This window comes from Burkholderia sp. 28_3 (genome assembly GCF_003253915.1).
GTDB lineage: Bacteria > Pseudomonadota > Gammaproteobacteria > Burkholderiales > Burkholderiaceae > Burkholderia > Burkholderia cenocepacia.
Genome location: NZ_QKZF01000002.1, coordinates 163,646 through 189,466, shown reverse-complemented (window position 1 = coordinate 189,466; position 25,821 = coordinate 163,646). Strand labels below are relative to the sequence as shown.

General features: G+C 68.3%; 25 protein-coding genes. 15 read left to right on the top strand and 10 right to left on the bottom strand.

Going from position 1 to position 25,821, the window contains the following annotated elements; translation table 11 throughout:
* Positions 1-169: 169 nt before the first annotated feature.
* The 4 genes from yajC to DFS13_RS05575 all read left to right on the top strand — a co-directional run bounded on the left by yajC (position 170) and on the right by DFS13_RS05575 (position 5,325).
* A complete protein-coding gene (yajC, locus tag DFS13_RS05590) occupies positions 170-493 on the top strand; it encodes a preprotein translocase subunit YajC (RefSeq protein WP_006476868.1) in 324 nt (107 codons plus the stop codon).
* 106 nt (positions 494-599) lie between these two features.
* Positions 600-2,621, top strand: a complete 2,022-nt coding sequence (secD, locus tag DFS13_RS05585; RefSeq protein WP_006482461.1) for a protein translocase subunit SecD — start codon at positions 600-602, stop codon at positions 2,619-2,621.
* Positions 2,622-2,639: 18 nt separating this feature from the next.
* Positions 2,640-3,590: a protein translocase subunit SecF gene (secF, locus tag DFS13_RS05580; RefSeq protein ID WP_006482457.1), complete on the top strand. Its 951-nt coding sequence runs from the start codon at positions 2,640-2,642 to the stop codon at positions 3,588-3,590.
* Between the two features lie 220 nt (positions 3,591-3,810).
* Positions 3,811-5,325 carry a S41 family peptidase gene (locus tag DFS13_RS05575; RefSeq protein WP_241308581.1) on the top strand — a complete coding sequence of 505 codons (1,515 nt, stop codon included), beginning with the start codon at positions 3,811-3,813 and terminating at the stop codon, positions 5,323-5,325.
* Between the two features lie 18 nt (positions 5,326-5,343).
* Here DFS13_RS05575 and DFS13_RS05570 read toward each other — a convergent pair whose 3' ends face one another.
* The 4 genes from DFS13_RS05570 to DFS13_RS05555 form a co-directional block, all read right to left on the bottom strand.
* A complete protein-coding gene (locus DFS13_RS05570) occupies positions 5,344-6,621 on the bottom strand; it encodes an MFS transporter (RefSeq protein ID WP_111441439.1) in 1,278 nt (425 codons plus the stop codon).
* A gap of 192 nt (positions 6,622-6,813) precedes the next feature.
* Positions 6,814-7,395, bottom strand: coding sequence for a YceI family protein (locus tag DFS13_RS05565; RefSeq protein ID WP_006476873.1), 582 nt, complete (start codon positions 7,393-7,395; stop codon positions 6,814-6,816).
* Positions 7,396-7,460: 65 nt separating this feature from the next.
* Entirely contained in the window at positions 7,461-8,021 is a 561-nt protein-coding gene (locus DFS13_RS05560; RefSeq protein ID WP_006482463.1) for a YceI family protein, read from the bottom strand.
* A gap of 8 nt (positions 8,022-8,029) precedes the next feature.
* Positions 8,030-8,590, bottom strand: a complete 561-nt coding sequence (locus tag DFS13_RS05555) for a cytochrome b (RefSeq protein WP_006482464.1) — start codon at positions 8,588-8,590, stop codon at positions 8,030-8,032.
* A 259-nt stretch (positions 8,591-8,849) separates the two neighbouring features.
* On the opposite strand from DFS13_RS05555, the gene DFS13_RS05550 reads away from it, so the two are divergent.
* The 6 genes from DFS13_RS05550 to DFS13_RS05525 all read left to right on the top strand — a co-directional run bounded on the left by DFS13_RS05550 (position 8,850) and on the right by DFS13_RS05525 (position 16,529).
* The gene (locus tag DFS13_RS05550; RefSeq protein ID WP_012492950.1) at positions 8,850-9,515 is read left to right on the top strand and encodes a paraquat-inducible protein A; all 666 of its coding nucleotides are present in this window, start codon (positions 8,850-8,852) and stop codon (positions 9,513-9,515) included.
* 8 nt (positions 9,516-9,523) lie between these two features.
* A complete protein-coding gene (locus DFS13_RS05545; RefSeq protein WP_006497515.1) occupies positions 9,524-10,147 on the top strand; it encodes a paraquat-inducible protein A in 624 nt (207 codons plus the stop codon).
* Entirely contained in the window at positions 10,140-11,759 is a 1,620-nt protein-coding gene (locus DFS13_RS05540; RefSeq protein ID WP_006482664.1) for an intermembrane transport protein PqiB, read from the top strand. The genes DFS13_RS05545 and DFS13_RS05540 overlap by 8 nt, the downstream gene beginning before the upstream one ends.
* Complete coding sequence (locus tag DFS13_RS05535) at positions 11,756-12,481, top strand: membrane integrity-associated transporter subunit PqiC (protein ID WP_006497516.1); 726 nt, start codon at positions 11,756-11,758, stop codon at positions 12,479-12,481. The genes DFS13_RS05540 and DFS13_RS05535 overlap by 4 nt, the downstream gene beginning before the upstream one ends.
* Before the next feature lie 479 nt (positions 12,482-12,960).
* Positions 12,961-15,075: a site-specific recombinase gene (locus tag DFS13_RS05530; protein ID WP_006493515.1), complete on the top strand. Its 2,115-nt coding sequence runs from the start codon at positions 12,961-12,963 to the stop codon at positions 15,073-15,075.
* 152 nt (positions 15,076-15,227) lie between these two features.
* Positions 15,228-16,529 (top strand): class I SAM-dependent RNA methyltransferase, encoded by a 1,302-nt coding sequence (locus DFS13_RS05525; protein WP_006497517.1) that lies wholly within the window; start codon positions 15,228-15,230, stop codon positions 16,527-16,529.
* 73 nt (positions 16,530-16,602) lie between these two features.
* Here the strand turns inward: DFS13_RS05525 and DFS13_RS05520 are convergent, their stop codons facing one another.
* Both DFS13_RS05520 and DFS13_RS05515 read right to left on the bottom strand, forming a co-directional pair.
* Positions 16,603-17,067 (bottom strand): SRPBCC family protein, encoded by a 465-nt coding sequence (locus DFS13_RS05520; RefSeq protein WP_006493327.1) that lies wholly within the window; start codon positions 17,065-17,067, stop codon positions 16,603-16,605.
* Positions 17,060-17,392 carry a helix-turn-helix transcriptional regulator gene (locus DFS13_RS05515; RefSeq protein WP_006483451.1) on the bottom strand — a complete coding sequence of 111 codons (333 nt, stop codon included), beginning with the start codon at positions 17,390-17,392 and terminating at the stop codon, positions 17,060-17,062. The genes DFS13_RS05520 and DFS13_RS05515 overlap by 8 nt, the downstream gene beginning before the upstream one ends.
* Before the next feature lie 177 nt (positions 17,393-17,569).
* Here DFS13_RS05515 and DFS13_RS05510 point away from each other — a divergent pair, with 177 nt between their 5' ends.
* Together DFS13_RS05510 and DFS13_RS05505 are read left to right on the top strand one after the other, a co-directional pair.
* The gene (locus DFS13_RS05510) at positions 17,570-17,974 is read left to right on the top strand and encodes a VOC family protein (RefSeq protein ID WP_006483432.1); all 405 of its coding nucleotides are present in this window, start codon (positions 17,570-17,572) and stop codon (positions 17,972-17,974) included.
* 73 nt (positions 17,975-18,047) lie between these two features.
* Positions 18,048-18,734: a YafY family protein gene (locus DFS13_RS05505; RefSeq protein WP_006497518.1), complete on the top strand. Its 687-nt coding sequence runs from the start codon at positions 18,048-18,050 to the stop codon at positions 18,732-18,734.
* A 73-nt stretch (positions 18,735-18,807) separates the two neighbouring features.
* Here DFS13_RS05505 and DFS13_RS05500 read toward each other — a convergent pair whose 3' ends face one another.
* Positions 18,808-19,731, bottom strand: coding sequence for a carbon-nitrogen hydrolase family protein (locus DFS13_RS05500; RefSeq protein WP_006483427.1), 924 nt, complete (start codon positions 19,729-19,731; stop codon positions 18,808-18,810).
* Between the two features lie 89 nt (positions 19,732-19,820).
* Here DFS13_RS05500 and DFS13_RS05495 point away from each other — a divergent pair, with 89 nt between their 5' ends.
* A complete protein-coding gene (locus DFS13_RS05495) occupies positions 19,821-20,741 on the top strand; it encodes a LysR family transcriptional regulator (RefSeq protein WP_006483426.1) in 921 nt (306 codons plus the stop codon).
* Between the two features lie 88 nt (positions 20,742-20,829).
* Here the strand turns inward: DFS13_RS05495 and DFS13_RS05490 are convergent, their stop codons facing one another.
* From DFS13_RS05490 to DFS13_RS05480, 3 genes are read right to left on the bottom strand one after another with little or no spacing between them, the layout of a single operon-like run.
* Entirely contained in the window at positions 20,830-22,284 is a 1,455-nt protein-coding gene (locus DFS13_RS05490) for an NAD(P)(+) transhydrogenase (Re/Si-specific) subunit beta (protein WP_006483443.1), read from the bottom strand.
* Complete coding sequence (locus tag DFS13_RS05485) at positions 22,281-22,607, bottom strand: NAD(P) transhydrogenase subunit alpha (protein ID WP_006476884.1); 327 nt, start codon at positions 22,605-22,607, stop codon at positions 22,281-22,283. The genes DFS13_RS05490 and DFS13_RS05485 overlap by 4 nt, the downstream gene beginning before the upstream one ends.
* 11 nt (positions 22,608-22,618) lie before the next feature.
* Positions 22,619-23,758, bottom strand: coding sequence for a Re/Si-specific NAD(P)(+) transhydrogenase subunit alpha (locus DFS13_RS05480; protein ID WP_012492952.1), 1,140 nt, complete (start codon positions 23,756-23,758; stop codon positions 22,619-22,621).
* A 279-nt stretch (positions 23,759-24,037) separates the two neighbouring features.
* Here DFS13_RS05480 and DFS13_RS05475 point away from each other — a divergent pair, with 279 nt between their 5' ends.
* A complete protein-coding gene (locus DFS13_RS05475; protein ID WP_006493325.1) occupies positions 24,038-24,547 on the top strand; it encodes an NUDIX hydrolase in 510 nt (169 codons plus the stop codon).
* Positions 24,544-25,719: a tRNA 2-thiouridine(34) synthase MnmA gene (gene mnmA / locus DFS13_RS05470; RefSeq protein ID WP_006497521.1), complete on the top strand. Its 1,176-nt coding sequence runs from the start codon at positions 24,544-24,546 to the stop codon at positions 25,717-25,719. Before DFS13_RS05475 ends, mnmA begins: the two co-directional genes overlap by 4 nt.
* The last annotated feature ends 102 nt before the right edge of the window (positions 25,720-25,821 follow it).

Genomic DNA, 25,821 nt, shown 5'->3' with positions numbered 1-25,821 from the left:
CCGGTCGCGACCGCCAAACATTACAATTACCTTTCCAAACAAGTCGCAACGGTGTCGGTTCGCGCTTTAACAGCTTGATCCGAAAGCGCATTTGCCGATCCGTCTGCGCATGGGGCCGGTGGTAGAATAACCGGCTTATTTTTCGATCTTCCCCTACGGAGAGACCAACGTGCCGTTCATTTCCAATGCCTTCGCGCAAGGTGCCGGTGGCGCCGAATCGAGCCTGATGAGCTTCCTGCCGCTCATCCTGATGTTCGCGGTGCTGTACTTCATCATGATCCGTCCGCAGATGAAGCGTCAGAAGGAACACCGCAACATGCTCGCGGCCATGGCGAAGGGCGACGAAGTCGTCACGAGCGGCGGCCTCGTCGGCAAGGTGACGAAGGTCACCGAAGGCTACATCGGCGTCGAAATCGCCGAAGGCACCGAAATCACCGTGCAGAAGGCTGCCGTCACGACCATTCTGCCGAAGGGCACGATCAAGTCGCTGTAAGGCTTTCACCGAGCGTCCGGCTCCCCGCGCCGTGCCCGCCTGAGAGAGCGGGCCGCCGCGGCGCCGGACGCGACGCTTTCACGCCAACCACCCGTTCGGCCCCCTCATGAATCGTTATCCACTCTGGAAATATGTCGTGATGGTCGTGGCGCTCGCCATCGGCCTTCTGTACACATTGCCCAACTTCTTCGGCGAAGCGCCGGCGGTGCAGGTGTCGAGCGGCAAGGCCACGGTCAAGCTCGACTCGACCACGCTGACCCAGGTCGAATCGGCGCTCGCATCCGCGCAGATCAAGCCGGACGACGTCACCTTCGAGAACACGGCGACCAACGCGAACATCCGCGTGCGCCTGAAGGACACCGATACGCAGCTGCGCGTCAAGGACCTGCTGCAGAAGTCGCTGAACGCCGACCCGAACGATCCGCAGTACGTCGTCGCACTGAACCTGCAGAGCGCGTCGCCGCGCTGGCTGACCGCCCTGCACGCGCTGCCGATGTATCTCGGCCTCGACCTGCGCGGCGGTGTGCACTTCCTGCTCCAGGTCGACATGACGGGCGCGCTCACGAAGAAGCTCGACTCCGACGCCTCCGACGCGCGCTCGCTGCTGCGCGACAAGAACATCCGCGACGGCGGCGTGAGCCGCGTCGAGCAGTCCGTGGTCGTCAACTTCAGCGATGCGCAGACGGCGGAAGACGCCCGCAAGGTGCTCGCCGCGTCGATCACCGAGCTGCAATGGGCGACCCAGCCCGGCGGCGGCGGCACGCAGGTGGTCGGCACGTTTACGCCGGCCGTGCAGAAGGCCGTCGAGGACGCCGCGCTCAAGCAGAACCTGACGACGCTCCACAACCGCGTGAACGAACTCGGCGTGTCCGAGCCGATCCTGCAGCAGCAAGGCAGCGACCGCATCGTCGTCGAACTGCCGGGCGTGCAGGACACCGCGAAGGCGAAGGACATCATCGGCCGCACCGCGACGCTCGAGGCGCGCCTCGCCGACCCGATCAACACGCACCCGAACCCGAACGACCCCGTGCCGCCGGGCGAGGAGCTGTTCACGCAGGGCATCCAGGCGCCCGTGCTGCTGAAGAAGGACGTGATCTTCACCGGCGACCGCATCATCGACGCATCGGCCGGTTTCGACGAACACCAGCGTCCGTCGGTCAACATCCGCCTCGATTCGGCGGGCGGCCGCGCGGTGCGCACGGTGTCGCGCGACAACATCGGCAAGCCGATGGCGATGGTGCTGTTCGAGAAGGGCAAGGGCGAAGTGCTGACGGTCGCGACGATCCAGTCCGAACTCGGCGACCGCTTCCAGATCACGGGCCAGCCGACGCCGCAGGCCGCGGCCGACCTCGCGCTGCTGCTGCGCGCCGGTTCGCTCGCCGCACCGATGGACATCATCGAGGAACGCACGATCGGCCCGAGCCTCGGCGCCGACAACATCAAGATGGGCGTGCACTCGGTGATCTGGGGCTTCTGTGCGATCGCCGTGTTCATGATCGCGTACTACATGCTGTTCGGCGTGGTGTCGGTGATCGGCCTGTCGGTGAACCTGCTGCTGCTCGTCGCCGTGCTGTCGCTGATGCAGGCGACGCTGACGCTGCCGGGTATCGCGGCCATCGCGCTCGCGCTCGGTATGGCGATCGACTCGAACGTGCTGATCAACGAGCGCGTGCGTGAAGAACTGCGCGCCGGCCAGCCGCCGCAGCTCGCGATCCAGGCCGGCTACGCACACGCGTGGGCGACGATTCTCGACTCGAACGTCACGACGCTGATCGCCGGCCTCGCGCTGCTCGCGTTCGGCTCGGGCCCGGTTCGCGCGTTCGCGATCGTGCACTGCCTCGGTATCCTGACGTCGATGTTCTCCGCGGTGTTCTTCTCGCGCGGGATCGTCAACCTCTGGTACGGCGGCCGCAAGAAGCTGAAGTCGCTCGCGATCGGCCAGGTGTGGAAGCCGGAAGGCGCCGCTGCCGCCGCGTCGTTCACCGACGCGGACGAATCGACCGACACCGCGCGCGCCGCGAAGCTCGCCGCCCCGGCGAAGGGCAACGCGCCGCGCGCCGGCAAGCCGCAGCTGCGCAACCGCGCGCAGCAAGGCGTGTCGCCGAAGAAACCGGGCTCGACCCAATAAGGCCCCGGAGACGAAGCCATGGAATTTTTCCGCATCCGTAAAGATATTCCGTTCATGCGGCACGCGCTGGTGTTCAACGTGATCTCGCTGGTCACGTTCCTCGCCGCCGTGTTCTTCCTGTTCCACCGCGGGCTGCACCTGTCCGTCGAATTCACCGGCGGCACGGTGATCGAGGTGCAGTACCAGCAGGCCGCGGAGCTCGAACCCGTGCGCGCGACGCTCGGCAAGCTCGGCTATGCCGACGCGCAGGTGCAGAACTTCGGCACGTCGCGCAACGTGCTGATCCGCCTGCAGCTGAAGGAAGGCCTCACGTCCGCGCAGCAGAGCGACCAGGTGATGGGCGCGCTGAAGGCGCAGAGCCCGGACGTCACGCTGCAGCGCGTCGAGTTCGTCGGCCCGCAGGTCGGCCGCGAGCTCGCGACCGACGGTCTGCTCGCGCTCGCGTGCGTCGTGATCGGCATCGTGATCTACCTGTCGTTCCGCTTCGAATGGAAGTACGCGGTGGCGGGCATCATCGCCAACCTGCACGACGTCGTGATCATTCTCGGCTTCTTCGCGTTCTTCCAGTGGGAGTTCTCGCTGGCGGTGCTCGCGGCGATCCTCGCGGTGCTCGGCTACTCGGTCAACGAGTCGGTCGTCATCTTCGACCGGATCCGCGAAACGTTCCGCCGCGAACGCAAGATGAGCGTGCAGGAAGTGATCAACCACGCGATCACGACCACGATGTCGCGCACGATCATCACGCACACGTCGACGGAAATGATGGTGCTGTCGATGTTCTTCTTCGGCGGCCCGACGCTGCACTACTTCGCGCTCGCGCTGACGGTCGGCATCATGTTCGGCATCTACTCGTCGGTGTTCGTCGCGGGCTCGCTCGCGATGTGGCTCGGCATCAAGCGCGAAGACCTGATCAAGGAAAAGAAGACCGCGCACGATCCGGACGATCCGAACGCCGGCGCGCAGGTTTGAGCGCCACGCCGTTTCGGCATCGAAGCAAAGCCGGCCCTCTGGGCCGGCTTTTTTTATGCGCGGGCCGCCACGATGCGGCATGCCAACGGCCCGGCCGGCATCGTCACGGGTGTCGGCTACAATCGTCACCGCCCTGCCCCGCCGCCTGCCGGCCGCGCGCGTGGACCGGGCAAGCCCCCCTCTTCACCCGTCCGAACGTGCGGTCCCGATGATGCCTCCCATGCGTGTCGTTCGTCGCCTCGCCGTCTGCGCAGCCGTCGCGGCCGCGTTCCCGTATGCGCCGCTCGTCGGTGCGCAACCGGCATCCGCGCCGGCCGCCGCTCCGGTGCCCGCCGCCCCACCGCCATCGCCCTGCCCGCCCGACTGGGAGCCGCAGATCTGCGAACTGAAGGCGGCCGTCGATGTGCTGAAGCAACAGCACCTGACCGACGTCGACATCGGCGCGCTGCTCGACGCCGCGACCCACGACGGGATCAAGACGCTGCCGTACGCGCGCTTCTTCAACGCGAAGGAAGAGCAGGAACGGCGCGACGACGAGCGGCGCGCCCGCGACGGCACGCCGGGCATCGGGATCGTGTTCGAAACGCGGCCCGACGGGCTGCACATCATCGACGTGGTTCCCGATGCGCCGGCGGAAAAGGCCGGCGTGCGGCCCGACGATCTCGTCGTCGCGATGAACGACCGGAGCGTCGTCGGCATCGACGGCGGCGAGCTGATGAAACTCGCGAAGGGCGACGCGGGCGTGCCGCTGAAGCTCACGGTGCAGCGCGGCCCGAAGCATGCGGTGCTGACCTTCGCGCCGGTGCGGGCGATCGTCAAGCCGCGTCCGGCAACCGTGAAGCGGCTCGACGGCGACATCCTGTACACGCGGCTGTCGAGCTTTCCGGAGCCGGCGGTCGGCGACTATATCGATGCGGTGCAGGCCGCGCGTCGCGCGGGGCCGCCGGTCAAGCAGATGATCCTCGACCTGCGCATCAATGGCGGCGGCGCGCTCAATGCGGCGATCGGCATCACCGCGCTGTTCGCGGGACGCGACCGCACCGCGATGGTGACGGTCGAGCGCGGCGACACGCATCGCCGCCGCTACACGACCAACTGGCCCGACTACGAACTGCCCGTCATGCACGGCCAGGATCCGCTCGCGCCGCTGCAGGCCGACGACTGGTGGCGCACCGTGCCGCTCGTCGTGCTCGTCGACGGGCAAAGCGCGTCGGCTGCAGAAGCGACCGCGGCGGCGCTGAAGGATCTCGGCCGCGCCAAATTGCTCGGCATGCCGACCTACGGGAAAGGGCTCGCGCAGACGGGCGTCGACCTGATCGACGGCACGCGCCTGAATTTCACGTTCGCGCGCAATCTGCGGCCGAACGGCTGCCCGATGGACGGCTACGGCGTCGTGCCGGACTGGCTCGTGCCGCCGCGCCGCGATGCGGACGTCGACGGCGTGCTGCTGTGGTATCGGGAAGTCGATCTCGCCCGCGCCCCGTATGCGGACCGGCAGGCGCCCGACCCGTTCGCGCAGGTGCGCAAGGCCCGCCAGAAGCTGCGCGACGAGCGCGTGCGCGCGAAGGTCGATACGGCGCGGAGCGCGGCGCTGCCGCAGCGCGCATTCGGCACGGCGGCCGACTGGCAGCTCCGGCAGGCGCTCGATGCCCTAGCCGGCCGCCCGGTGCAGACCATCGCCGCGCCCGCGCAACTGATGCCGGCGCAGCCGGTCTGCGAGCGCGGCGGCAACTGAGCCGCCGCCCGCCCCGTTTCAGCGGAATCCGAACCGCCGCCGCAGCACGACCAGCGCCGCGAGGCTCAACACGGCCGCGAACATCAGGTAGAAGCTCGGCGCGGTCTTCATCCCGGTCTCGCGGATCAGCCACGCGATGATGAACGGCCCGAAGCCGCCGAAGATCGTCACCGCGACGTTGTACGCGAGCGACATCCCGGTCGTGCGCGTCTGCACCGGAAACACCTCGGACAACAGCCCCGGCAGCGCCGCGAAGTAGCCGGTCATCAGGAACGCGAGCAGCACCTGCAGCGCGATCAGCGTGCCGAAGCCCGGATGCGCGACGAGATACGCGAACGCCGGATAGATCAGCACGAGGATGCCGACGGCCGGCGCGATCATCACGCGCACGCGGCCGTAGCGATCCGACCAGTGGCCGACGAGCGGCGCGAACGCCATCTGGATCACGCCGACCACGAGGATCGCGGCGAATGCGGCGGACGGCGCGAGGCCGAGCTGCTTCACGCCGTAGGTCGGCATGAACAGCACGAGGTAGGTGGCGACGGTGCCGAGCACGACCACGCCCATGGCCGCGACGAGGCGCGCCTTGTGCGACGCGAACGTATCGCGCAGCGGGTTGGCGGTGCCTTCGGCCGCGAGGAATTCGGGCGTCTCGTCGACCTTGGTGCGGATGTAGTACGCGACCAGCCCGAGCAGCAGCCCGAAGAAGAACGGCACGCGCCAGCCCCACGACGCCATCTGCGCGGCCGACAGCTGCGCGTTCAACACGGTGCCGAAGCCCGCGGCGAGCAGCGTCGTGAGCCCCTGGCTCGCGACCTGCCAGCTCGCGAAGAAGCCGCGCCGGCCGGGCACGTGCTCGGCGAGGAACGCGGTCGCGCTGCCGAACTCGCCGCCGGCCGAGAAGCCCTGCATCAGCCGCGCGGCGACGAGGATCACCGGCGCGGCGACACCGATCGTCTCGTAGGTCGGCAGCACCGCGATGATCAGCGTGCCGGCCATCATCAGCAGGATCGACAGCGTCAGCGCGGCCTTGCGACCGGCGCGGTCCGCATACGCGCCAAGCACGATCGCGCCGAGCGGCCGCATGAAGAACGACACGCCGAACGTGCCGAGCGTGAGCAGCAGCGACACGGTGTCGTTGCCGGCCGGGAAGAACAGCTTCGAGATCGTCACCGCGAAAAAGCCGTAGACGACGAGATCGAACCACTCGAGCGCGTTGCCGATCGACGCGGCGACCACCGCGCGCCACACGCGCGGCGACGAGGCAATGGAGCTGGACTGCGTGACGGCATGCATCGGCGATCTCCTTGTCGTTGTACGTTCTGTTCGAGGCGGCCGCCGTCGCGCCGTCGGCCTGCCCGGCGCCGCATGGCCACATGCGGCGCTCGGGCGATTATAGGCGCGCAAAAAAACCGCCGCGCCCCGGTAACGGGAACGCGGCGGTTGATCCGCGGCGGCCGGCACGATGGCCGGCCGTGCCGGGAAGCCTTACTGCTGCTTGACCGCTTCGGCCGTGATCAGCAGCTTCGTCTTCATCTTGAAGCCGTACTGCTTGCCGTAGTCGAGGCCGAAATCGTCGCGGCTGAATTCGCCGACCGCGTCGACGCCGCACACTTCACGCTTGAGCATCGGGTGCGGCATGCACTTGAACGAATCGATCTTCAGCGTGAGCGGCTTCGTGACGCCATGCAGCGTCAGGTTGCCGACCACCGACACCGGCTTGTCGCCGTCGAACTTGATCGTGCCCTTGTAGTTCGCCTGCGGGAACTTCGCCGCATCGAAGAACTCGGCCGTCTGCAGGTGCTCGTCGAGCTTCGCGCTGCCCGTGTGGATCGACGCGATGTCGGTCGTCACGTCGACCGTGCCGGTCTTCGCCGCACGGTCGAGCGTCACGGTGCCGCTCGACTTGTCGAACTTGCCGCGCCAGACCGACAGGCCGCCGAAGTGGTCGGCCTCGAAGCTCGGGTACGTGTGGCTCGGGTCGAACTGGTAGGTGGCGCTTTCGGCGAAAGCCGAGAACGACAGCGAAGCGGCCAGCGCGCCGGCGGCGATGATCAGATGCTTTTTCAAACCTTTTCTCCTGGAAACGGCGCCGCGCCCTCGCGCGGCATTCAGTTGAGGCAACAACCCGCCGCTTACTTCGTGGCGACGAGATGGAACTTGATCTGCACTTCGTCCGCGACGATCGACGTGTCCTTCCACTCGCCGGTGCCGACGTTGAAGGCCGAACGCTTGATCGGCAGCACGCCGTCGAACGTCTGCGTCGCGCCGTTTTGCGCGACCGTGACGGGCACCGTGACGGTCTCGGCCTTGCCCTTGATCGTCAGCTTGCCGGTCACGTTGTACTTGTTGCCGCCGGCCGGCGCGATCGCCGACGACACGAAGGTCGCCTGCGGATAGGTCTTCGCGTCGAACCAGTCCTTGCCGGCGACCTGGTCGTTGTACATCTTGTCGCCGAGGTCGAAGCTCGCGACGTCGATCGTCATCTGCGCGCTGCCCTGCGCGGCTTTCGCCGGGTCGAACTTCACCTGCGCGGAGAACTTCTTGAACGCGCCTTCGGTCGGCACGTTCATCTGCTTCGACACGGCGGACACCTTGCTCTTCGCGAGATCGACGTCGGCATGCGCCGCGCCCGACGCGACAAGCGCCGCCGCGGCGAACGCGGTCAGCATGGAGCGGGAGAAAGACACTTTCATGGGATCCTTCATTTGGCAAAGGGAAGCATGCGCGACAGCAGGCCGTCGCGGTCCAACAGCTGGTGCTTGAGCGCCGCGAGCACGTGCATCGCGACGAGCGCAAGCAGAATGTAATTCAAAGACACGTGCAGCGTCTTGAAGGTTTCCTTGAGCGCCGGATCGGGATCGATCAGGCGCGGCAGCGGCACGATGCCGAGATAGACGACCGGGATGTTCGACGCCGAGCTGTACAGGTAGCCCGTCACCGGGATCACGATCATCAGCACGTACAGCAGCATGTGCACGCCGTGCGATGCCGCGCGCTGCCACGCCGGCGTGTCGCCCGGCAGCGGCGGCGGCACGTGGGTCGCCCGCCACAGCACGCGCACGACGGCCAGCGCGAACACCGTCACGCCGATCCACTTGTGCCACGAGAAGTACTTCAGCTTGGTCGGCGTGAAGCCGGGGATGTCCGTCATCACCCAGCCGAGCGCGAAGCCGCAGACGATCAGCAGCGCGATCAGCCAGTGCAAGGCGATCGCGGTGTGTGCGTACCGTGCCGGCGCGGCCGGCGGCGATTTCGATGCCATCTTGGATTCCTCAGTTCAGCGAACGGCTGCGCCGGTAAATTCGTCCGACGCATGTCAAGGGCGCCATGCTACCGCAACCTTTTGACGTGCGCGGACTCCGAGAACAGGCGCGCCAGCCGGCTGACGGCTTCCCGCCATGTTACCGACCGGTCACGAAACTCACGATCCTTGACGCATCGAAAAAGCCCTTTTGGTAAGATTGGCGCGGGTTCCGGCCCCGTCGACGCGTTCCCCCAGCCGTCGCGACACCGCCTTTTCCATGCAACGATACGACCTGATTGCCTGCCACGAATGCGACGCACTGTTGCATAAACCGCGCCTGAGCGGCCGCGAGATCGCGCGCTGTCCGCGCTGCGACGCGCTGCTTTATCGCAACAGCACCACGCAGATCGAGCGCATCACCGCGCTCGCGGTCGCCGCGCTCGTCACGTTCATCATCGCGCAGACGTTCCCGATCCTGGAAATGGACCTGAACGGCACGCGCGTGCAGACGACGCTGATCGGCGCGATCGACGCGCTGTGGCGTCAGGACATGGCGATCGTCGGCGTGATGGTGTTCTGCTCGACCGTGCTGTTCCCGCTCGTCGAGATGGCCGCGCTGCTGTACGTGCTGCTGCCGATCCGGCGCGGCATCGTGCCGCCCGGGCTGAACCTCGTGCTGCGCACGATCCAGCTCGTGCGGCCGTGGGGAATGATCGAGGTGTTCATGCTCGGCATCCTGGTCACGATCGTGAAGATGGTGAGCCTCGCGCGCGTCGTGCCCGACGCGGCGCTGTTCGCGTTCGGCGCGCTCACGCTGATGACCGCCGTCGTGCTGATGTTCGACCCGCGCACGCTGTGGGACATCGCCGACGACCTGCGCGCCGGCCGCGCGCCGGAGCGGCCCGACGCCGCCGCGCCGCTGCCGGACGCACCCCGCCGATGACGAGGCCCATGCCGACCGCCGCCCGCGAGGGTTACGCCAGCTGCCACGCGTGCGGGCTCGTGCAGACGATCGACCGGCCGCACGCGCATTGCGCGCGCTGCGGCAGCGCGCTGCACGTGCGCACGCCGAACAGCATCATGCGCACGTGGGCGCTGCTGCTCGCGGCCGCGATCCTCTACATTCCGGCGAACCTGCTGCCGATCATGCGCACGTCGTCGATCGTCGGGTCGCAGCAGGACACGATCATGAGCGGCGTCATCTATTTCTGGACGTCCGGCGACTGGCCGCTCGCCGTGGTCGTGTTCGTCGCCAGCATTCTCGTGCCGATGCTCAAGCTCGGCGTGCTGACGATCCTCGTCACCAGCGCGCAGCGTCGCGCCGCGTGGCGACCGCTGCAGCGCACGCGCCTCTACCGGATCGTCGAGCGCATCGGCCGCTGGTCGATGCTCGACATCTTCGTCGTGACGCTGACCGTCGCGCTCGTCCATTTCCGTTCGCTCGCCGTCATCACGGCCGGCCCCGGCGCGCTCGCGTTCGGCTCGGTCGTGATCCTGACGATGCTCGCGTCGATGCAGTTCGATCCCCGCCTGATCTGGGATCCAGTCGAAACCTCAGGGAATCACCATGAATAGTCCACAAGGCCCGCAGCACGACGCGCCCCGGCCGCCCGATCCGGCGATCTCGACGAAAAGCGGCTGGCTGCCGTCGCTCGTCTGGCTCGTGCCGCTGATCGCCGCGCTGATCGGCATCGGCCTCGTGATCAAGTCCGTGCGCGAGCGCGGCCCGGAAATCACGATCAGCTTCCACAGCGCCGAAGGGCTCGAGCCGGGCAAGACCCAGGTCAAGTACAAGGACGTCGAGATCGGCATGGTCAAGACGATCAAGCTGTCGAAGGACCTGTCGCGCGTGCTGGTCCAGGTGCAGCTCAAGAAGGAAGCGGAGGACTTCGCGGTCCAGGGTTCGCGCTTCTGGATCGTGCGGCCGCGCGTCGGCGCGACCGGCGTGTCGGGGCTCGGCACGCTGCTGTCCGGCGCGTACATCGGCGTCGACGCCGGTCACGGCCAGGACACGCTGACCGACTTCACCGGCCTCGAGACGCCACCCGCCGTCACCGGCGACCAGAAAGGCACGCAATACGTGCTGCGCGGCGATTCGCTCGGCTCGGTCGACATCGGCTCGCCGGTCTACTACCGCCGCGTCCAGGTCGGCCAGGTGGTCGGCTTCTCGCTCGACAAGGACGGCACGGGCGTCACGTTCAACGTGTTCGTCAATGCGCCGTACGATCAGTACGTCGGCCTGAACTCGCGCTGGTGGCAGGCGAGCGGCGTCGACCTGCGGCTCGATTCGAGCGGCCTGAAGCTGAACACGCAGTCGCTCGCGACGGTGATCCTCGGCGGCATCGCGTTCCAGACGCCGCCGAACCAGGGCAGCGGCGCGACCGCACCGAACAACACGACGTTCCGCCTCGGCTCCGACGAGGGCGACGCGATGCGCGACCCGGACGGCCAGCCGCTGCAGGTCGTGATGAACTTCAGCCAGTCGCTGCGCGGGCTCGCCGTCGGCGCGCCGGTCGACTTCCGCGGCATCGTGCTCGGCGAAGTGACGAACATCGGCATCGATTTCGATCCGAAGACGAAGAACTTCCTGATGCCGGTGACGATCAACGTGTATCCGGAACGCCTCGGCCGCCGCTTCCGCGAGACGATCGAGAGCAAGGGCGAACCGGCGCGCCGCGAGATCGTCGAGCGGCTCGTCCAGCACGGGCTGCGCGGCCAGTTGCGCACCGGCAACCTGCTGACGAGCCAGCTGTACGTCGCGCTCGACTTCTTCCCGAAGGCGCCAGCCGTGAAGATCGACACGAGCCGCCTGCCGCTCGAGCTGCCGACCGTGCCGAATACGCTCGACGAGTTGCAGCTGCAGGTCGCCGACATCGCGAAGAAGCTCGACAAGGTGCCGTTCGACCAGATCGGCGCGAACCTGAACAGCGCGCTCGCGAACGCCGACAAGCTGTTCAAGCAGCTCGACACGCAGGTCGCGCCGGAAGCGCGCGACACGCTGTCGGCCGCGAAGCAGACCTTCTCGACCGCCGAGGCGACGCTGCAGCAGGATTCGCCGCTGCAGTCCGACGTGCGCGGCGCGCTGAAGGAACTCACGCGCACGCTGCAATCGCTGAACGCGCTCGCCGACTATCTGGAGCGCCACCCCGAATCGCTGCTCAAGGGCAAGCCAGGAGATAAACAATGACGACACGCGTGAACGGTTTCGCGAGCGGCGCGGCGACGGCGCTCGCCGTACTCGCGCTCGCCGCGTGCAGCTCGCCGCCCGCACGGTTCTACACGCTCAGCCCGGCCGACGCCGCGGCGCCGCTGCGCACCGCGCCGGCCAATCCGGCGTTCCTGATCGAGGTGCCGTCGGTCGGCGTGCCCGAGCAGGTCGCGAAGAGCCAGCTGGTCGTGCAGAAGAACGCCGCGCAGGTCGACGTGCTCGAGCAGGAACGCTGGGCGTCGCCGCCCGCCGACGAGATCCGCCGCGCGCTGTCGGACGATCTCGCCGCGCAGCTCGGCACGATCGACGTCGCGAATTCCGCTTACCCGCCCGGCGTGCCCGTGTACCGCATCAGCGTGAACGTGCAGCGCTTCGAATCGTGGCCGGGCAAGCGCGCCGCGGTCGACGCCGTGTGGAGCGTACGCTCGCTCGCCACGCAGGCCGTGATGACCTGCCGCACGAGCGTCGCGGAACCGGTCGCCGACGGCTACGACGCGCTCGTCGCCGGCCACCGGCGCGCGCTCGACGTGATCGCCTCGCAAGCCGCGGACGGCGTGCGCGCGATGGCCGCACGCCGCGGCACGGCGGCGACGGCCACGCCCACGGCCGGCGGCAAGACGGCCGCCGCGCCGGTCGTGCCGTGTCCGGCCAGCCCGACGTCCGGCGGCGATGCCGGCGCGACGGGCAAGTCCGGCGCATAAGCGGACGCGGACGGCGCGCGGGCGAACGTTCGACACGACGTGCGACTGCGCGGTGTCGAATGGCGCCGCCCGCTCGGCCGTGCCCGCCGAGTATCGTCGGCCGCACGCCGCCGCAGCCGGCTTCGCCGATCGCCGTCATTGGCCAAGCGGTCGTTGACATTCTTTGTCAAAGCCGCCGGAACCCGCGCCATGCAACGCGGTCGGCTTGCGTTTTCCGGCCCGATTGACGATCCTACCCACTTTCAGGCTCGCGCCGTTCGCCGTGCGCACCAGCCAGCGGCGCCGGGCCGCGTTCGGCCCGACCGCCATGCCTGCCGGCGCCCGCACGCGAATCGCGTGCACCGCAGCGGGGCAGCCGCATCGCGGGTCGCCGCCCGTCGTCCGGCACCGGCCCCGTCTCACCCGTTCTCACCGGCGCCGCGCCGTTGCTCCGGCCGGCATCCCGAACCCGCCCGTCCCGGGCTTTCGCTATTCCGTTTATGTTTCGTTCCCTGACGACCCTGATCAAGAAGTGGCGCGCGTCGCGCAATGCCGGTCACCAGCTCGATGCGCTGCTCGCGCACGCCGATGCCGACGCGTCGTACGCCGAGCGCAGCGAATGGCTGATCGAGCTCGCGCACTGGCTGCGCCGCAACGGCACGGTGCAGGACGCGCAAGCCGAGCGCGACGCCGACACGCGCGCGTATCCGGCCCATGCGCGGCTGCGCTACCTGTTCCACGTGCTGGACCGCAATCCCGCGTGGAAAGCGCACGCCGCGCGCATCCTGCGCGGCATCCTGCGCGAGTGCGACGGCATCTCGCTGCTGTGCGATGCCGGCATGCCCGTGCATTCGGGCTTCTTCGGCGCGCTGTTCGAGCGGATCGACTCGTCGCTGATCCCGCCCGCGCCGAACCGCCGCGAGCTGTCGGCGCTGTTCACGCTGATGTTTCCGACGCCCGAGGACGCGAAATGGATCGACGCGCTGCCCGACGACCTGCTCGCACGCCTGGCCGAGCTGATCTCGTTCGACGTCACCGAAGAAGAGCGCCACGAGCCCGGCTCGTTCTCGCGCGACCTGCTGGCCGCGCTGCACAACCTGACCTGCCAGATCAGCTCGACGGGCCTGTCGCAGACGGTGCGCAGCCGGCTGTCCGACGACGATGCGCGCAAGCCGCTCGAATCGCAGCCGTTCTACCGCCTCACGCGCGCGATGCTCGCGGTCGAGACCGCGCATGCGGCCGTCGAGGACGGCGGCGACCCGAGCAAGCTGCTGCACGAGGTGAACTACCTGCGCGTGCTGCTCGACGAATGCCGGATCGCCGTCGACGACGTGTTCGCGCACCTGTACCGCAACGGCGTGTCGGTCGACATCGTGTTCCAGGTCGAGCGGATGCGCATGCGCATCCTGCGCGCCGAAACGCTGCTGAACGCATGGATGGCGCGCGACGACCTGCATGGGATGGCGCACCTGACCGCCGAGCTCGTCGACGCGAACCAGAACAGCCAGAGCGTCGCGCACCTCGTGCGCAGCAACTTCTCGCTGTTCGCGCGCAAGCTCGTCGAAACCAACGCGGACACCGGCGAGCACTACATCTCGCGCGGCCGCGCCGAGTACCTGAAGATGCTGCGGATGGCCGCGGGCGGCGGCCTCGTCACCGTCGTGACCGTGTGCGTGAAGTTCGCGATCACGGGCGCGCACCTGCAGTCGATGCTCGAAGGGCTGCTCGCGGGCATCAACTACGCGGCCAGCTTCATGCTGATGCACTTCCTGCACTTCACGCTCGCGACCAAGCAGCCCGCGATGACCGCGCCGACGCTCGCGCGCGAGCTCGACGACACCGGCCACGAGGAAGGCGTGAAGGCGTTCGTCGCGTCGGTGATCGCGCTGATCCGCACGCAAGCGGCCGCGATTTCCGGCAACGTGCTGGTCGTGCTGCCGGTGTGCCTGCTCGTGCAGCTGTTCGCGAGCAACGTGCTGCACGCGAACCTGATCTCGCCGGAGAAGGCGCACGCGACGCTGCATTCGTTCTCGCTGCTCGGCCCGACGCCGTTCTACGCCGCGCTCACCGGCGTGCTGCTGTGGGCGTCGAGCCTGCTCGCCGGCTGGGCCGACAACTGGTTCGTGCTGCACCGGGTCGGCGACGCGCTCGCGTACAACCGCCGGCTGCGCCTGACGCTCGGCGCGGCCGGTGCCGCGAAGCTCGCGCACTTCTGTCGTTCGAACGTCGCCGGCGTGGTCGCAAACGTCGGCCTCGGCCTGATGCTCGGCCTGATCCCGGCGATCGTCACCGTGTTCATGTTCCCGTTCGAGGTGCGGCACGTGACGCTGTCGGCCGGCTCGATCGGGATCGCGCTCGGCGTGCTGGGCAAGGGTGCGCTCAGTACGCCCGAACTGTGGTGGGCCGGCGCCGGCGTGCTGAGCATGGCGATCCTCAACGTGCTCGTGAGCTTCGCGCTCGCGTTCACGATGGCCGTGCGCTCGCGCAGCCTGCGCCCGACCAAGGTGCGCGCGCTCGTCGCGGCGATCGTCCGCACGGTGCTGTCGAATCCGCTCGCGCTGTTCTGGCCGGCGGGCAACCCCGCCGCGCGCGCCGGCCAGCCGGGCGCGCACTGACCTGCGGCGGGGTGCGAGGCGGCCGGTCGCCGCCGCGCCGCCCTTCCGGCGCGCACCTATGATCGTCGCGCCGGCGCCGCCGCGCCGAAACGCCGGCCCCGGTCGTCCGCGCCGCGTACAATAGTGGACTTTTGCACGTCCTCACCCGCCTTATGTCCTCGCCCACCCTGTTCGAATTCTTCGCCCCCTGCCCGCGCGGCCTCGAAGCGGCGCTTGCCGCCGAGCTGGCCGAAATCGCCGGCCGCCACCTGAACGGCGCGCCGTTCACCGCGGGCGCGCAGGTGCCGGGCGGCGTCCATTTCAGCGGCGGCTGGGCCGCCGGCATGGCCGCGAACCTCCATTCGCGGATCGCGAGCCGCATTCTGCTGAAGATCGCGCACGGCCCGTACCGCAACGAGCAGGACGTCTACGCGCTCGCGCTCGAGCAGCCGTGGGAGCGCTGGTTCGCGTCGACGCAGACGCTGCGCATCGACATCACCGCGATCAAGTCGCCGCTGAAGAGCCTCGAATTCACGACGCTGCGCGTGAAGGATGCGATCTGCGACCGGATGCGCGAGAAAACCGGCGCGCGCCCGAGCATCGACACCGGTGCGCCGGACGTGCGCGTGTTCGCGTTCCTGACGGCCAACGAATGCACGCTGTACCTCGACACATCGGGCGAGCCGCTGTTCAAGCGCGGCTGGCGTCTCGACAAGGGAGCGGCGCCGCTGCGCGAGAACCTCGCGGCCGGCATCCTGCGCCTGACGGGCTGGACGCCCGGCACCGCGCTGTACGACCCGATGTGCGGCAGCGGCACGTTCCTCGCGGAAGCCGCGCAGATCGCGCTCGGCGTGGCGCCCGGCGTCGAGCGCCGGTTCGGCTTCGAAAAGCTCAAGCAGTACGACATCACCGCGTGGCAGGGGCTGAAGGTCCCGGCGCTCGACGCGAAGCGCGCGGCGCGCGCCAAGCGCGGCGAAGCGCTCGGCGTGTACGGCAGCGACATTTCCGGCGACATGCTCGAGAAGGCGCGCGCGAACCTCGAACGCGCGGGCGTGCCGTCGGTGTGGCTCAAGCAGGTCGACGCGCGCGGGATGACGCCGCCGTCCGACGGGCCGGGCATCCTCCTCGCGAACCCGCCGTACGGCGAGCGGATCGAAGTGCGCGGCCGCAGCGCCCGCGGCGAGGTGCGCGAAACCGGCCGCAACCGCGGCAACGACGACGCATTCCGCCGCACGCACACCGACGCGCCGGACAGCGAGTTCTTCAACGCGCTCGGCGATGCGCTGAAGCAGCGCTTCACGGGCTGGCAGGCGTTCCTGCTGACGTCCGACCGTTCGCTGCCGGGCCAGTTGCGCCTGCGCGAATCGGCCAAGACGCCGCTGTTCAACGGTGCGCTCGAATGCCGGTTGTTCCGCTTCGACCTGATCGCCGGCAGCGTGAAGGCGCGCCCGGCGGCCGCGGAAGGCGACGCGTAAGCCAGCCGTCCGCTGTCACGAGCAACGACGTCCGGGGGCCGCCATCGCGGCCCCTGTGCTTTTGCGCGGCCGGTCAGTGCTTCGACTTCGACCACCGCGCCATCGTGAACGGCAGCGCCTGCCCGGTCTCGAGCAGCGTCTTCAGGCTCGACAGCACGACCGGCCAGCCGCCGCGAATCCCGCGATCCATCTCCGAACCGGGCACCAGCCCGTCGTGCGTGACGGTCAGTTTCACGACGCCCTCGTACGGCTCGACCAGATAGGTCACGCGTGATTCCTCGCCCTCTCCCGACGGCGTGCGCCACGTGACGACCAGCCGGCGCGGCGGATCGTTCTCGACCACTTCGCCGACGATGTCGACCCGCGACGGATCGTCGTAATCCTGATGTTCCCAGCGCGACCCCGGCCGCCAGTCGGGCGACGCGTTGCGATGCCGCACCCAGTAGTCCTTCGTCAGCTCGGCGTTGGTCAGCGCATCGAACACGCGCTCGGGAGTGGCCGCGATGAAGGTCACGTACACAAAGGCGGGATTACCCATCGTCATCTCCTGTGTCGCGGGGCGCTTCCAGCCCGCGCTTGAGATCCGCCAGCGCCTGCAGGCGCTGACGCTCGAACTTGCCGATCCAGCGTTCCGCGATGTCATGGATCGGCACCGGATTCAGGTAATGCAGCTTCTCCCGGCCGCGCCACGTCGTCGCGACCAGATTCGCGGCCTCGAGCAGCGCAAGGTGCTTGCTGACGGCCTGCCGGCTCATCGCGAGCCCGTCGCACAGCTCGGACAGCGTCTGGCCGTTTTTCGCATGCAGCAGGTCGAGCAACTGACGGCGCGTGGCGTCGGCCAGCGCCTTGAAAACGAGGTCCATGCCGCTCCCGGGTCGATGACCTCATTATGCAACCAAATGGTTGCATGTCAAGGGTGACAACTCTACTGACAATACGGTGTCAGCAGCCCGCGATCACACTGCAATCCCGGCGCAATGCAGGCTGGTTTCCACACCGAATCCGCATAACAACGCAAACAACGCAACAAGGAGCTCGTCATGACGTCAGCAACCGCTACTGCCACCCTGGAACGCGCGATCGCCTGGTTCGACATTCCGTCCCTCGATTTCGACCGCGCGATCCGCTTTTACGAAACCGTGCTGCAAACCACGTTGCAGCGCGAAATCATCGGCGGCGTGCCGATGGCGACCTTCGATCGCGACGCGTCGAGCACGGGCGGCAGCATCGTGTTCGATCCGCAGCAGATGAAGCCGAGCGCGAACGGCGTGCTCGTCTACCTGAACGCCGGCGAATCGGTCGTCGCGGCGCTCGAACGCGCGAAGCGCGCGGGCGGCGTCGTGCAGGGCTCGGTCGTCGAGCTGCCGAACAACTACGGCTACGTCGGCTACCTGATCGACACGGAAGGCAACCGCGTCGGCCTGCACGCGCCGAAATGCCACTGAGCGCGGCGCTCAGCGGGCCGGCGCGGCGCTATCATCGCGAAGTCCCCGTAGCCAGAGGAATCGAGGTGCTGTCATGACCCGCCGTGCCGACCGCCTGTTCCAGATCGCCGAGCTGTTGCGCGGGCGTCGCCTCACGACCGCGCAGCAACTGGCCGACTGGCTGTCGGTGTCGCCGCGCACGGTCTATCGCGACGTGCGCGACCTGCAACTGTCAGGGGTCCCGATCGAAGGCGAGGCCGGCATCGGCTACCGGCTGAACCGCAACGCGAGCCTGCCGCCGCTCACGTTCACGGCCGAGGAGCTGGCGGCGCTCGCCACCGGCGCGCGCATGCTCGAGACCTGGGGCGGGGCGCGTTTCGCGAGCGGCGCACGCTCGGCGCTCGCGAAGATCGCGTCGGCGATGCCGGCCGACAAGCGCACGGCGCTCGACCGCCTGCCCGTGTTCGCGCCGTCGTTCCACATCGACGAGACGTTTTGCGCGAAGGTCGACGCGATCCACCAGGCGATCGACACGCGCCACATCGTCAGCTTCGACTATCGCGACCGGCTCGGCGCGCATTCGCAGCGCCGCGTATGGCCGCTCGGGCTCGTCTACTGGGGCGGGCGCTGGACGATCGGCGCGTGGTGCGAGCTGCGCGACGATTTCCGCACCTTCGACATCGCGCGGATGGGCGACATCACCGTGCACGAGCAGTTTCCGGACATGGAAGGCCGGCGGATCGCCGACTACATGCGGATCGCGGAAGCGCCGATGCGCTGACGCGATGCGGCGGCGGGCACCCGCCGCCGCCCTTCGTTTTCCGCGCGCCGTGTGGCGCCCACCTCCGCTTTCGCTACCCGCCGAACACCACGGGCCGCTTCGGCCGCTCGTCGACGTGCAGTGAAAACACGTCCGCACGCGCATAGTGGCCGACGACGTCGAAGTCGTAGCGCGCCTTCACGAGCTCGTCGGTGTCGATACGGGCGGTGACGAGCCCGGCCTCGCCGATCAGCGGCTCCGTCAACGGGTCGCCGAGCGGCCCGACGATCACGCTGCCGCCGCGGATCAGCGGCCGCTCGGGGTCCCAGCCCGGCACGTCGATGCCGAGCGCGCGCGGCGACGGCTGCACCTGGCACGCGCTCACGACGAAGCAACGCCCTTCGTGCGCGATGTGCCGCATCGAGCTTTGCCACACGTCGCGCTCGTCGACGGTCGGCGCGCACCAGATCTGCACGCCTTTCGCGTACATCGCGCAGCGCAGCAGCGGCATGTGGTTCTCCCAGCAGATCGCGGCGCCCGCGCGGCCCGCGGCCGTCTCGACGACGGGCAGCGTCGAGCCGTCGCCCTGCCCCCAGATCAGCCGCTCGGTGCCGGTCGGCATCAGCTTGCGGTGCTTCGCGACGAGCCCGTCGCGCGGATCGAAGAACAGCGCCGTGCAGTACAGCGTGCTGCCGCCGCGCTCGATCACGCCGACCACGAGGCTCGCGCCGGTGCGCTGCGACAGCGCGGCCAGTTCGTCGGTTTCGGGCCCCGGTACGTCGATCGCCTGCGCGGCGTAGCGCGCATACGCATCGCGCCCTTCGGGCAGCCGGTAGCCGAGCCGCGTGCCGAAGATTTCGCCTTTCGGATAGCCGCCGAGCACAGCCTCGGGCAGCACGACCAGCGACGCGCCGCTGTCGCGGATCGCGGTTTCGTAGCCGAGGATCGTGTCGAGCGTGGCGCGCGTGCCGGCGGGCGATGCGCCGATCTGCAGCGCGGCGATGACTGAGGTGGACATGAAGGCGTCTCCGGTGAATGCGGTGAATGGGATGACGCCATCTTTGTCGATATCATTTCATCGATCAAATCGATACAACGATAACTGACATGAATATGGATGATATCGCCGGGCTCGACCTGAATCTGCTGAAGGTGTTCGAGGCGCTGTACGAGGAAGGCGGCGCGAGCCGCGCGGCGCTGCGGCTCGATCTCACGCAGTCGGCGGTCAGCGCGGCACTCGGGCGGCTGCGCGTGATCTACGCCGATCCGCTGTTCGTGCGCACCGGCCGCGGGCTCGCGCCGACGCCGCGCGCCGACGAACTGAAGCCGATCCTGTCCGACGCGCTCGACCGCTGCCGCGAAAGCCTCGCGATCGCGGCGGACGGCGGCGAGCGCGTTGGCCGCACGATCTCGATCGGGCTGTCCGACGATTTCGAGATCGCGCTCGGCCGCGCGCTGATCGATGCGGTCGCGCAAGCAGCCGCCGGCATCCGGCTGATCTTCCGGCAGACGCACAGCGGCATCGCCGGCGACGCACTGCTGCGGCACGGCGTCGATCTCGCGATCGCGTCGGGGGGATTCTCGGCGAACGGCCTCAGCAGGCACGCGGTCGCCACCGGCGGCTATGCGTGCCTGATCGATCCAGCCGGCCGCGCACGGACGCCGCGCACGCTGACGCTCGCCGAGTTCCTGCGGCGCGACCACCTGCTCGTGTCGTCGGGCGGCGTGATCGGCATCGTCGACGAGGCGCTGGCCGCGCTCGGCCACAAGCGGCGCGTCGCGGCGTCGACCACGCATTTCGCCGCGCTGCCGTACCTGCTCGCCGGCTCCGACGCGGTCGCGACGATTCCCGCGCATGCGGCGCGTGCGATCGCGCAGGCGACTTCGCTGCGCGCGCTCGCGTGCCCGGTCGACCTGCCGCGCTATCCGGTCGAAATCGGCTGGCGCACGAGCACGCAGCGCGACCCGGCGATCGTGCGCGTACGCGACGCGATCGCCGCCTGCGTCGCACGCCTCGTCACACCATGAAAAAGACCCGGCCGGCTTGCACCGGTCGGGCCTGTCCGGAGGCGCGGCGCCGCGCATCGAAGCGGGCGCCGCGTAGCCGGGGCGGGCGTTACTCGACGGCCTTCACCATGTCCTCGATGACCTTCTTCGCATCGCCGAACACCATCATCGTCTTGTCCATGTAGAACAGGTCGTTGTCGAGACCCGCGTAGCCGGCCGCCATCGAGCGCTTGTTGACGATCACCGTGCGCGCCTTGTACGCCTCGATGATCGGCATCCCCGCGATCGGCGATTTCGGATCGTTCTTCGCGGCCGGGTTCACGACGTCGTTCGCGCCGAGCACGAGCACCACGTCCACCTGGCCGAATTCGCCGTTGATGTCCTCCATCTCGTGCACGATCTCGTACGGCACTTCCGCTTCCGCGAGCAGCACGTTCATGTGCCCCGGCATCCGCCCGGCAACCGGGTGGATCGCGTACTTCACGTCGATGCCCTTCTCGACCAGCTTGTCGGTCAGCTCCTTCAGCGCGTGCTGCGCGCGGGCGACGGCGAGCCCGTAACCCGGCACGATCACGACCGATTCCGCGTTGCCGAGCATGAACGCCGCGTCGTCGGCCGAACCCGACTTCACCGGCCGCTGCTCCTGCGCGCCCGCCGCGCCGCCGGCCGCCGCTTCGCCGCCGAACCCGCCGAGGATCACGTTGAAGAACGAGCGGTTCATCGCGTGGCACATGATGTACGACAGGATCGCGCCCGACGAGCCGACCAGCGAACCGGCGATGATCAGCATCGCGTTGTTCAGCGAGAAGCCGATGCCGGCCGCCGCCCAGCCCGAGTACGAGTTCAGCATCGACACGACCACCGGCATGTCCGCGCCGCCGATCGGGATGATGATCAGCACGCCGAGCACGAACGCGATCGCCGTCATGATGATGAACGGCAGCCACGCCTGCGTGATGAAGAACAGGATGCCGAAGCCGAGCATCGCGATCGCGAGCATCAGGTTGATCAGGTGCTGGCCGGCATACACGACCGGCGCGCCCTGGAACAGCCGGAACTTGTACTTGCCCGACAGCTTGCCGAACGCGATCACCGAACCGGAGAACGTGATCGCGCCGACGAACGTGCCGATGAACAGCTCGACGCGGTTGCCGTACGGGATGAAACTCGACGACACCGCGTCCTGCGGCACGAGCCCGAACGCTTCCGGCTCCGACACCACCGCGTACGCGATGCACACGGCCGCGAGACCGATCAGCGAGTGCATCGCCGCGACGAGTTCCGGCATCTTGGTCATCTCGACGCGCGCGGCGACGAATGCGCCGACGCCCCCGCCGACGATCAGCGCGCCGAGCACGAGCGCGAGGCCGAGCGGCAGGTTCGCGCCGAGCCACGCGGCCTGCTTGACGATCAGCGCGATCGTCGTGAGGATCGCGATGGCCATCCCGACCATCCCGAACAGGTTGCCGCGCCGCGCGCTCTTCGGGTTCGACAGGCCCTTCAGCGCCTGGATGAAGCACACCGACGCGACGAGGTACAGCAGCGTAACGACGTTCATGCTCATCGCGCGCCCTCCTTGCCGCCCTCGACACGCTTGGGCTCCTTCTTGCGGAACATCTCGAGCATGCGCCTCGTCACGAGAAAGCCGCCGAACACGTTGACGGCCGCGAGCGCGACCGCGAGCGTGCCGAAGAACTTGCCGGTCGCGCCGACGGTGAGCGCCGCCGCGAGCATCGCGCCGACGATCACGATCGCCGAGATCGCGTTGGTCACGGCCATCAGCGGCGTATGCAGCGCCGGGGTGACGTTCCAGACGACGTGGTAGCCGACGTACACCGCCAGCACGAAGATGATCACGTTGATCACCGTGTGATTGATGACTTCCATGGTCTCCTCCGTTATTTGCGCGCGAGCTCGCCGTCGCGGCACAGCAGCGTCGCGGCGACGATGTCGTCGGTCAGGTCGATGTTCAGCGTGCCTTCCTTCGTGACGATCAGCTTCATGAAGTCCAGCAGGTTGCGCGCGTACAGCGCCGACGCGTCCGACGCGACCATCGATGCGAGGTTCGTGTAGCCGGCGATCGTCACGCCGTGGTGCACGATCACCTGGTCGGCGACGGTCAGCGGGCAGTTGCCGCCCTTGCGGCCGTCGATTTCCGGGCCGCGGCCGGCCGCGAGATCGACGAGCACCGAGCCGGGCTTCATCGACTGCGCGGTGTCGACCGAGATCAGCGTCGGCGCCGGACGCCCGGGAATCAATGCGGTGGTGATCACGATGTCGGCCTGCTTCGCGCGCTCGTGCACGAGCGCGGCCTGGCGGCCGAGCCATGACGGCGGCATCGGGCGCGCATAGCCGCCGACGCCCTGCGCGGCTTCGCGCTCTTCGTCGGTTTCGAACGGGACGTCGAGGAATTTCGCGCCGAGCGACTCGATCTGCTCCTTCACGGCCGGCCGCACGTCGGACGCCTCGATCACCGCGCCCAGCCGCTTCGCGGTCGCGATCGCCTGCAGGCCCGCGACGCCCGCGCCGAGAATCAGCACGCGCGCCGCCTTCACGGTGCCCGCGGCCGTCATCAGCATCGGCATGAAGCGCGGATACAGCGATGCGGCCACCAGCACGGCCTTGTAGCCGGCGATGTTCGCCTGCGACGACAGCACGTCGAGACTCTGCGCACGCGTGGTGCGCGGCGCGGCCTCGAGCGCGAAACCGGTCACGCCGGCCGCGGCGAGTTTCGCCGCCTGCTCGCCGTTGAACGGCTCGAGCATGCCGACCAGCACGGCGCCGCGCTTGAGCAACGGCAGTTCGGCGTCGGTGGGCGCCTGGACCTTCAGCACGAGGTCGGCGGCAAAAGCGGCCGACTGGTCGGTCAATTCGGCACCGGCGGCCACATAGGCTTCATCGGGATAGCTGGCTGCGCTGCCGGCCCCTTTCGCGATACTGACGCGATGGCCGGCCGCCGCGTATTTCTTCACGGTTTCCGGCGTCGCAGCCACACGCGCCTCGTTGGCCCGCGTTTCAGCAGGCACTCCAATATGCATCGTCAGTTCCTCCAGTCATTGTCAGTATTTCTTTTCTTGCGATTTTTACTGCGCAACGAGCCGGACAGGCTGACTTACCGGCTCACGAGCAACGGCTTTCACGCTGCACTTTAACCGAAAGCGATGGCCCCGCCAGCACTTTCCGCACGACCGTGCTCGAATGCGACATGCGCTTGACCCGTGCCGTCACGCATCCCCGGCACGGACGATCTGCCGGGGTCGGATTCGTCTAACCAGACGGCCGGCAGCGTTCGGGCGCAACCGGTAAAATGCCGAACCATGAAACCCGAACTCTGGACCCCGCATGTGACGGTCGCCGCGCTCGTCGAGCGCGCCGGCCGCTTTCTCGTGATCGAGGAAGAAACCTCGACGGGCCTGCGCATCAACCAGCCGGCCGGTCATCTCGAAGCCGGCGAAACGCTGGCCGACGCCGTGATCCGCGAAACGCTCGAGGAAACCGCGCACCCGTTCACGCCCGACGCGCTCGTCGGCGTCTATCTCGCGCACTACGAGCGCCCCGGCAGTGCCGGCGCGACCTACCTGCGCTTCACGTTCTGCGGCACGGCCGGCGAGCCGATCGCGGGCCATGTGCTCGACGACGGCATCGTGCGCACGCTGTGGATGACGGCGGACGAGCTGCGCGCGTGCAGCGAGCGCCATCGTTCGCCCGCGGTGATGCGCTGCGTCGACGACTATCTCGCCGGGCGGCGCATCCCGCTCGATTTCGTGCACACGCATTCGGTCGCCCCGCGCCCCGAGGCATTCGAACGTCAGGCGGTCAGCAAATGAGCAAGCGCCGTGTAGTGGTGGGCATGTCGGGCGGCGTCGATTCGTCGGTGACCGCGTGGCTGCTGAAGGAACAGGGCTACGACGTGGTCGGCCTGTTCATGAAGAACTGGGAAGACGACGACGACGGCGAGTACTGCTCGACGCGCCAGGACTGGATCGACGTCGTGTCGGTGGCCGACCTGATCGGCATCGACGTGGAAGCCGTCAACTTCGCCGCGGAATACAAGGACCGCGTATTCGCCGAGTTCCTGCGCGAATACTCGGCCGGCCGCACGCCGAACCCCGACGTGCTGTGCAATGCCGAGATCAAGTTCAAGGCATTCCTCGACCACGCGATGTCGCTCGACGCGGAAATGATCGCTACCGGTCACTACGCACGCGTGCGCGAACGCGACGGGCGTTTCGAACTGCTGAAGGCTTTCGATCATACGAAAGACCAGTCGTACTTCCTGCACCGGCTGAACCAGGCGCAACTGTCGAAGACGATGTTCCCGCTCGGCGAGATCCCGAAGACGAAGGTGCGCGAGATCGCCGCGCAGATCGGGCTGCCGAATGCGAAGAAGAAGGATTCGACCGGCATCTGCTTCATCGGCGAACGGCCGTTCCGCGATTTCCTGAATCGCTACCTGCCGACCAAGCCGGGCCCGATGAAGACGCCCGACGGCAAGGTGGTCGGCGAGCACATCGGCCTCGCGTTCTATACGTTCGGCCAGCGCAAGGGCATCGGCCTCGGCGGCAGCAAGAGCGGCAGCGGCGAGCCGTGGTTCGTCGCCGCGAAGGACATCGCGTCGAACACGCTGTACGTCGTGCAGGGCCACGATCATCCGTGGCTGCTGTCGCGCGAGCTCGTCGCCGGCAACGTGAGCTGGGTCGCCGGCGAGCCGCCGGCCGACGGCTTCGCGTGCGGCGCGAAGACGCGCTACCGGCAGGCCGACGCGGCGTGCGTATTCGGGCGGGCCGCGACAGGCGCCGAGGCCGCCGGCCCGGCAGGCGAAGCGCGCTTCTCGCTCGCGTTCGACGACGCGCAGTGGGCCGTCACGCCCGGCCAGTCGGCCGTGCTGTACGACGGCGAGATCTGCCTCGGCGGCGGCATCATCGAATCCGCGGCCACCGGCCAGCCCGGTCAGGCCACGTCGGCGGGCCACGCGCCGGCACTCGCCGAAGCACGCTGACATCCATTCGGTTTAGACTTGCGGCACGTCGCGCCCGGCGGAACACGATTCCGCCGCGGCCGGCGCGCCGCCGCGCAGCGTACGCATGGCGGTATTTCAAGA

Coding starts and splice junctions, on each gene's coding strand:
- DFS13_RS05555 (WP_006482464.1), bottom strand. CDS start 8,590: ATGGCATCGAAATCGCCGCCGGCCGCGCCGGCACGGTACGCACACACC.
- DFS13_RS05490 (WP_006483443.1), bottom strand. CDS start 22,284: ATGAGCATGAACGTCGTTACGCTGCTGTACCTCGTCGCGTCGGTGTGC.
- DFS13_RS05510 (WP_006483432.1), top strand. CDS start 17,570: ATGACGTCAGCAACCGCTACTGCCACCCTGGAACGCGCGATCGCCTGG.
- DFS13_RS05575 (WP_241308581.1), top strand. CDS start 3,811: ATGCGTGTCGTTCGTCGCCTCGCCGTCTGCGCAGCCGTCGCGGCCGCG.
- DFS13_RS05515 (WP_006483451.1), bottom strand. CDS start 17,392: ATGGACCTCGTTTTCAAGGCGCTGGCCGACGCCACGCGCCGTCAGTTG.
- DFS13_RS05560 (WP_006482463.1), bottom strand. CDS start 8,021: ATGAAAGTGTCTTTCTCCCGCTCCATGCTGACCGCGTTCGCCGCGGCG.
- mnmA (WP_006497521.1), top strand. CDS start 24,544: ATGAGCAAGCGCCGTGTAGTGGTGGGCATGTCGGGCGGCGTCGATTCG.
- DFS13_RS05475 (WP_006493325.1), top strand. CDS start 24,038: ATGAAACCCGAACTCTGGACCCCGCATGTGACGGTCGCCGCGCTCGTC.
- DFS13_RS05505 (WP_006497518.1), top strand. CDS start 18,048: ATGACCCGCCGTGCCGACCGCCTGTTCCAGATCGCCGAGCTGTTGCGC.
- DFS13_RS05530 (WP_006493515.1), top strand. CDS start 12,961: ATGTTTCGTTCCCTGACGACCCTGATCAAGAAGTGGCGCGCGTCGCGC.
- DFS13_RS05495 (WP_006483426.1), top strand. CDS start 19,821: ATGAATATGGATGATATCGCCGGGCTCGACCTGAATCTGCTGAAGGTG.
- secD (WP_006482461.1), top strand. CDS start 600: ATGAATCGTTATCCACTCTGGAAATATGTCGTGATGGTCGTGGCGCTC.
- DFS13_RS05520 (WP_006493327.1), bottom strand. CDS start 17,067: ATGGGTAATCCCGCCTTTGTGTACGTGACCTTCATCGCGGCCACTCCC.
- DFS13_RS05540 (WP_006482664.1), top strand. CDS start 10,140: ATGAATAGTCCACAAGGCCCGCAGCACGACGCGCCCCGGCCGCCCGAT.
- DFS13_RS05545 (WP_006497515.1), top strand. CDS start 9,524: ATGCCGACCGCCGCCCGCGAGGGTTACGCCAGCTGCCACGCGTGCGGG.
- DFS13_RS05500 (WP_006483427.1), bottom strand. CDS start 19,731: ATGTCCACCTCAGTCATCGCCGCGCTGCAGATCGGCGCATCGCCCGCC.
- DFS13_RS05570 (WP_111441439.1), bottom strand. CDS start 6,621: ATGCATGCCGTCACGCAGTCCAGCTCCATTGCCTCGTCGCCGCGCGTG.
- DFS13_RS05535 (WP_006497516.1), top strand. CDS start 11,756: ATGACGACACGCGTGAACGGTTTCGCGAGCGGCGCGGCGACGGCGCTC.
- DFS13_RS05525 (WP_006497517.1), top strand. CDS start 15,228: ATGTCCTCGCCCACCCTGTTCGAATTCTTCGCCCCCTGCCCGCGCGGC.
- DFS13_RS05485 (WP_006476884.1), bottom strand. CDS start 22,607: ATGGAAGTCATCAATCACACGGTGATCAACGTGATCATCTTCGTGCTG.
- secF (WP_006482457.1), top strand. CDS start 2,640: ATGGAATTTTTCCGCATCCGTAAAGATATTCCGTTCATGCGGCACGCG.
- DFS13_RS05550 (WP_012492950.1), top strand. CDS start 8,850: ATGCAACGATACGACCTGATTGCCTGCCACGAATGCGACGCACTGTTG.
- DFS13_RS05480 (WP_012492952.1), bottom strand. CDS start 23,758: ATGCATATTGGAGTGCCTGCTGAAACGCGGGCCAACGAGGCGCGTGTG.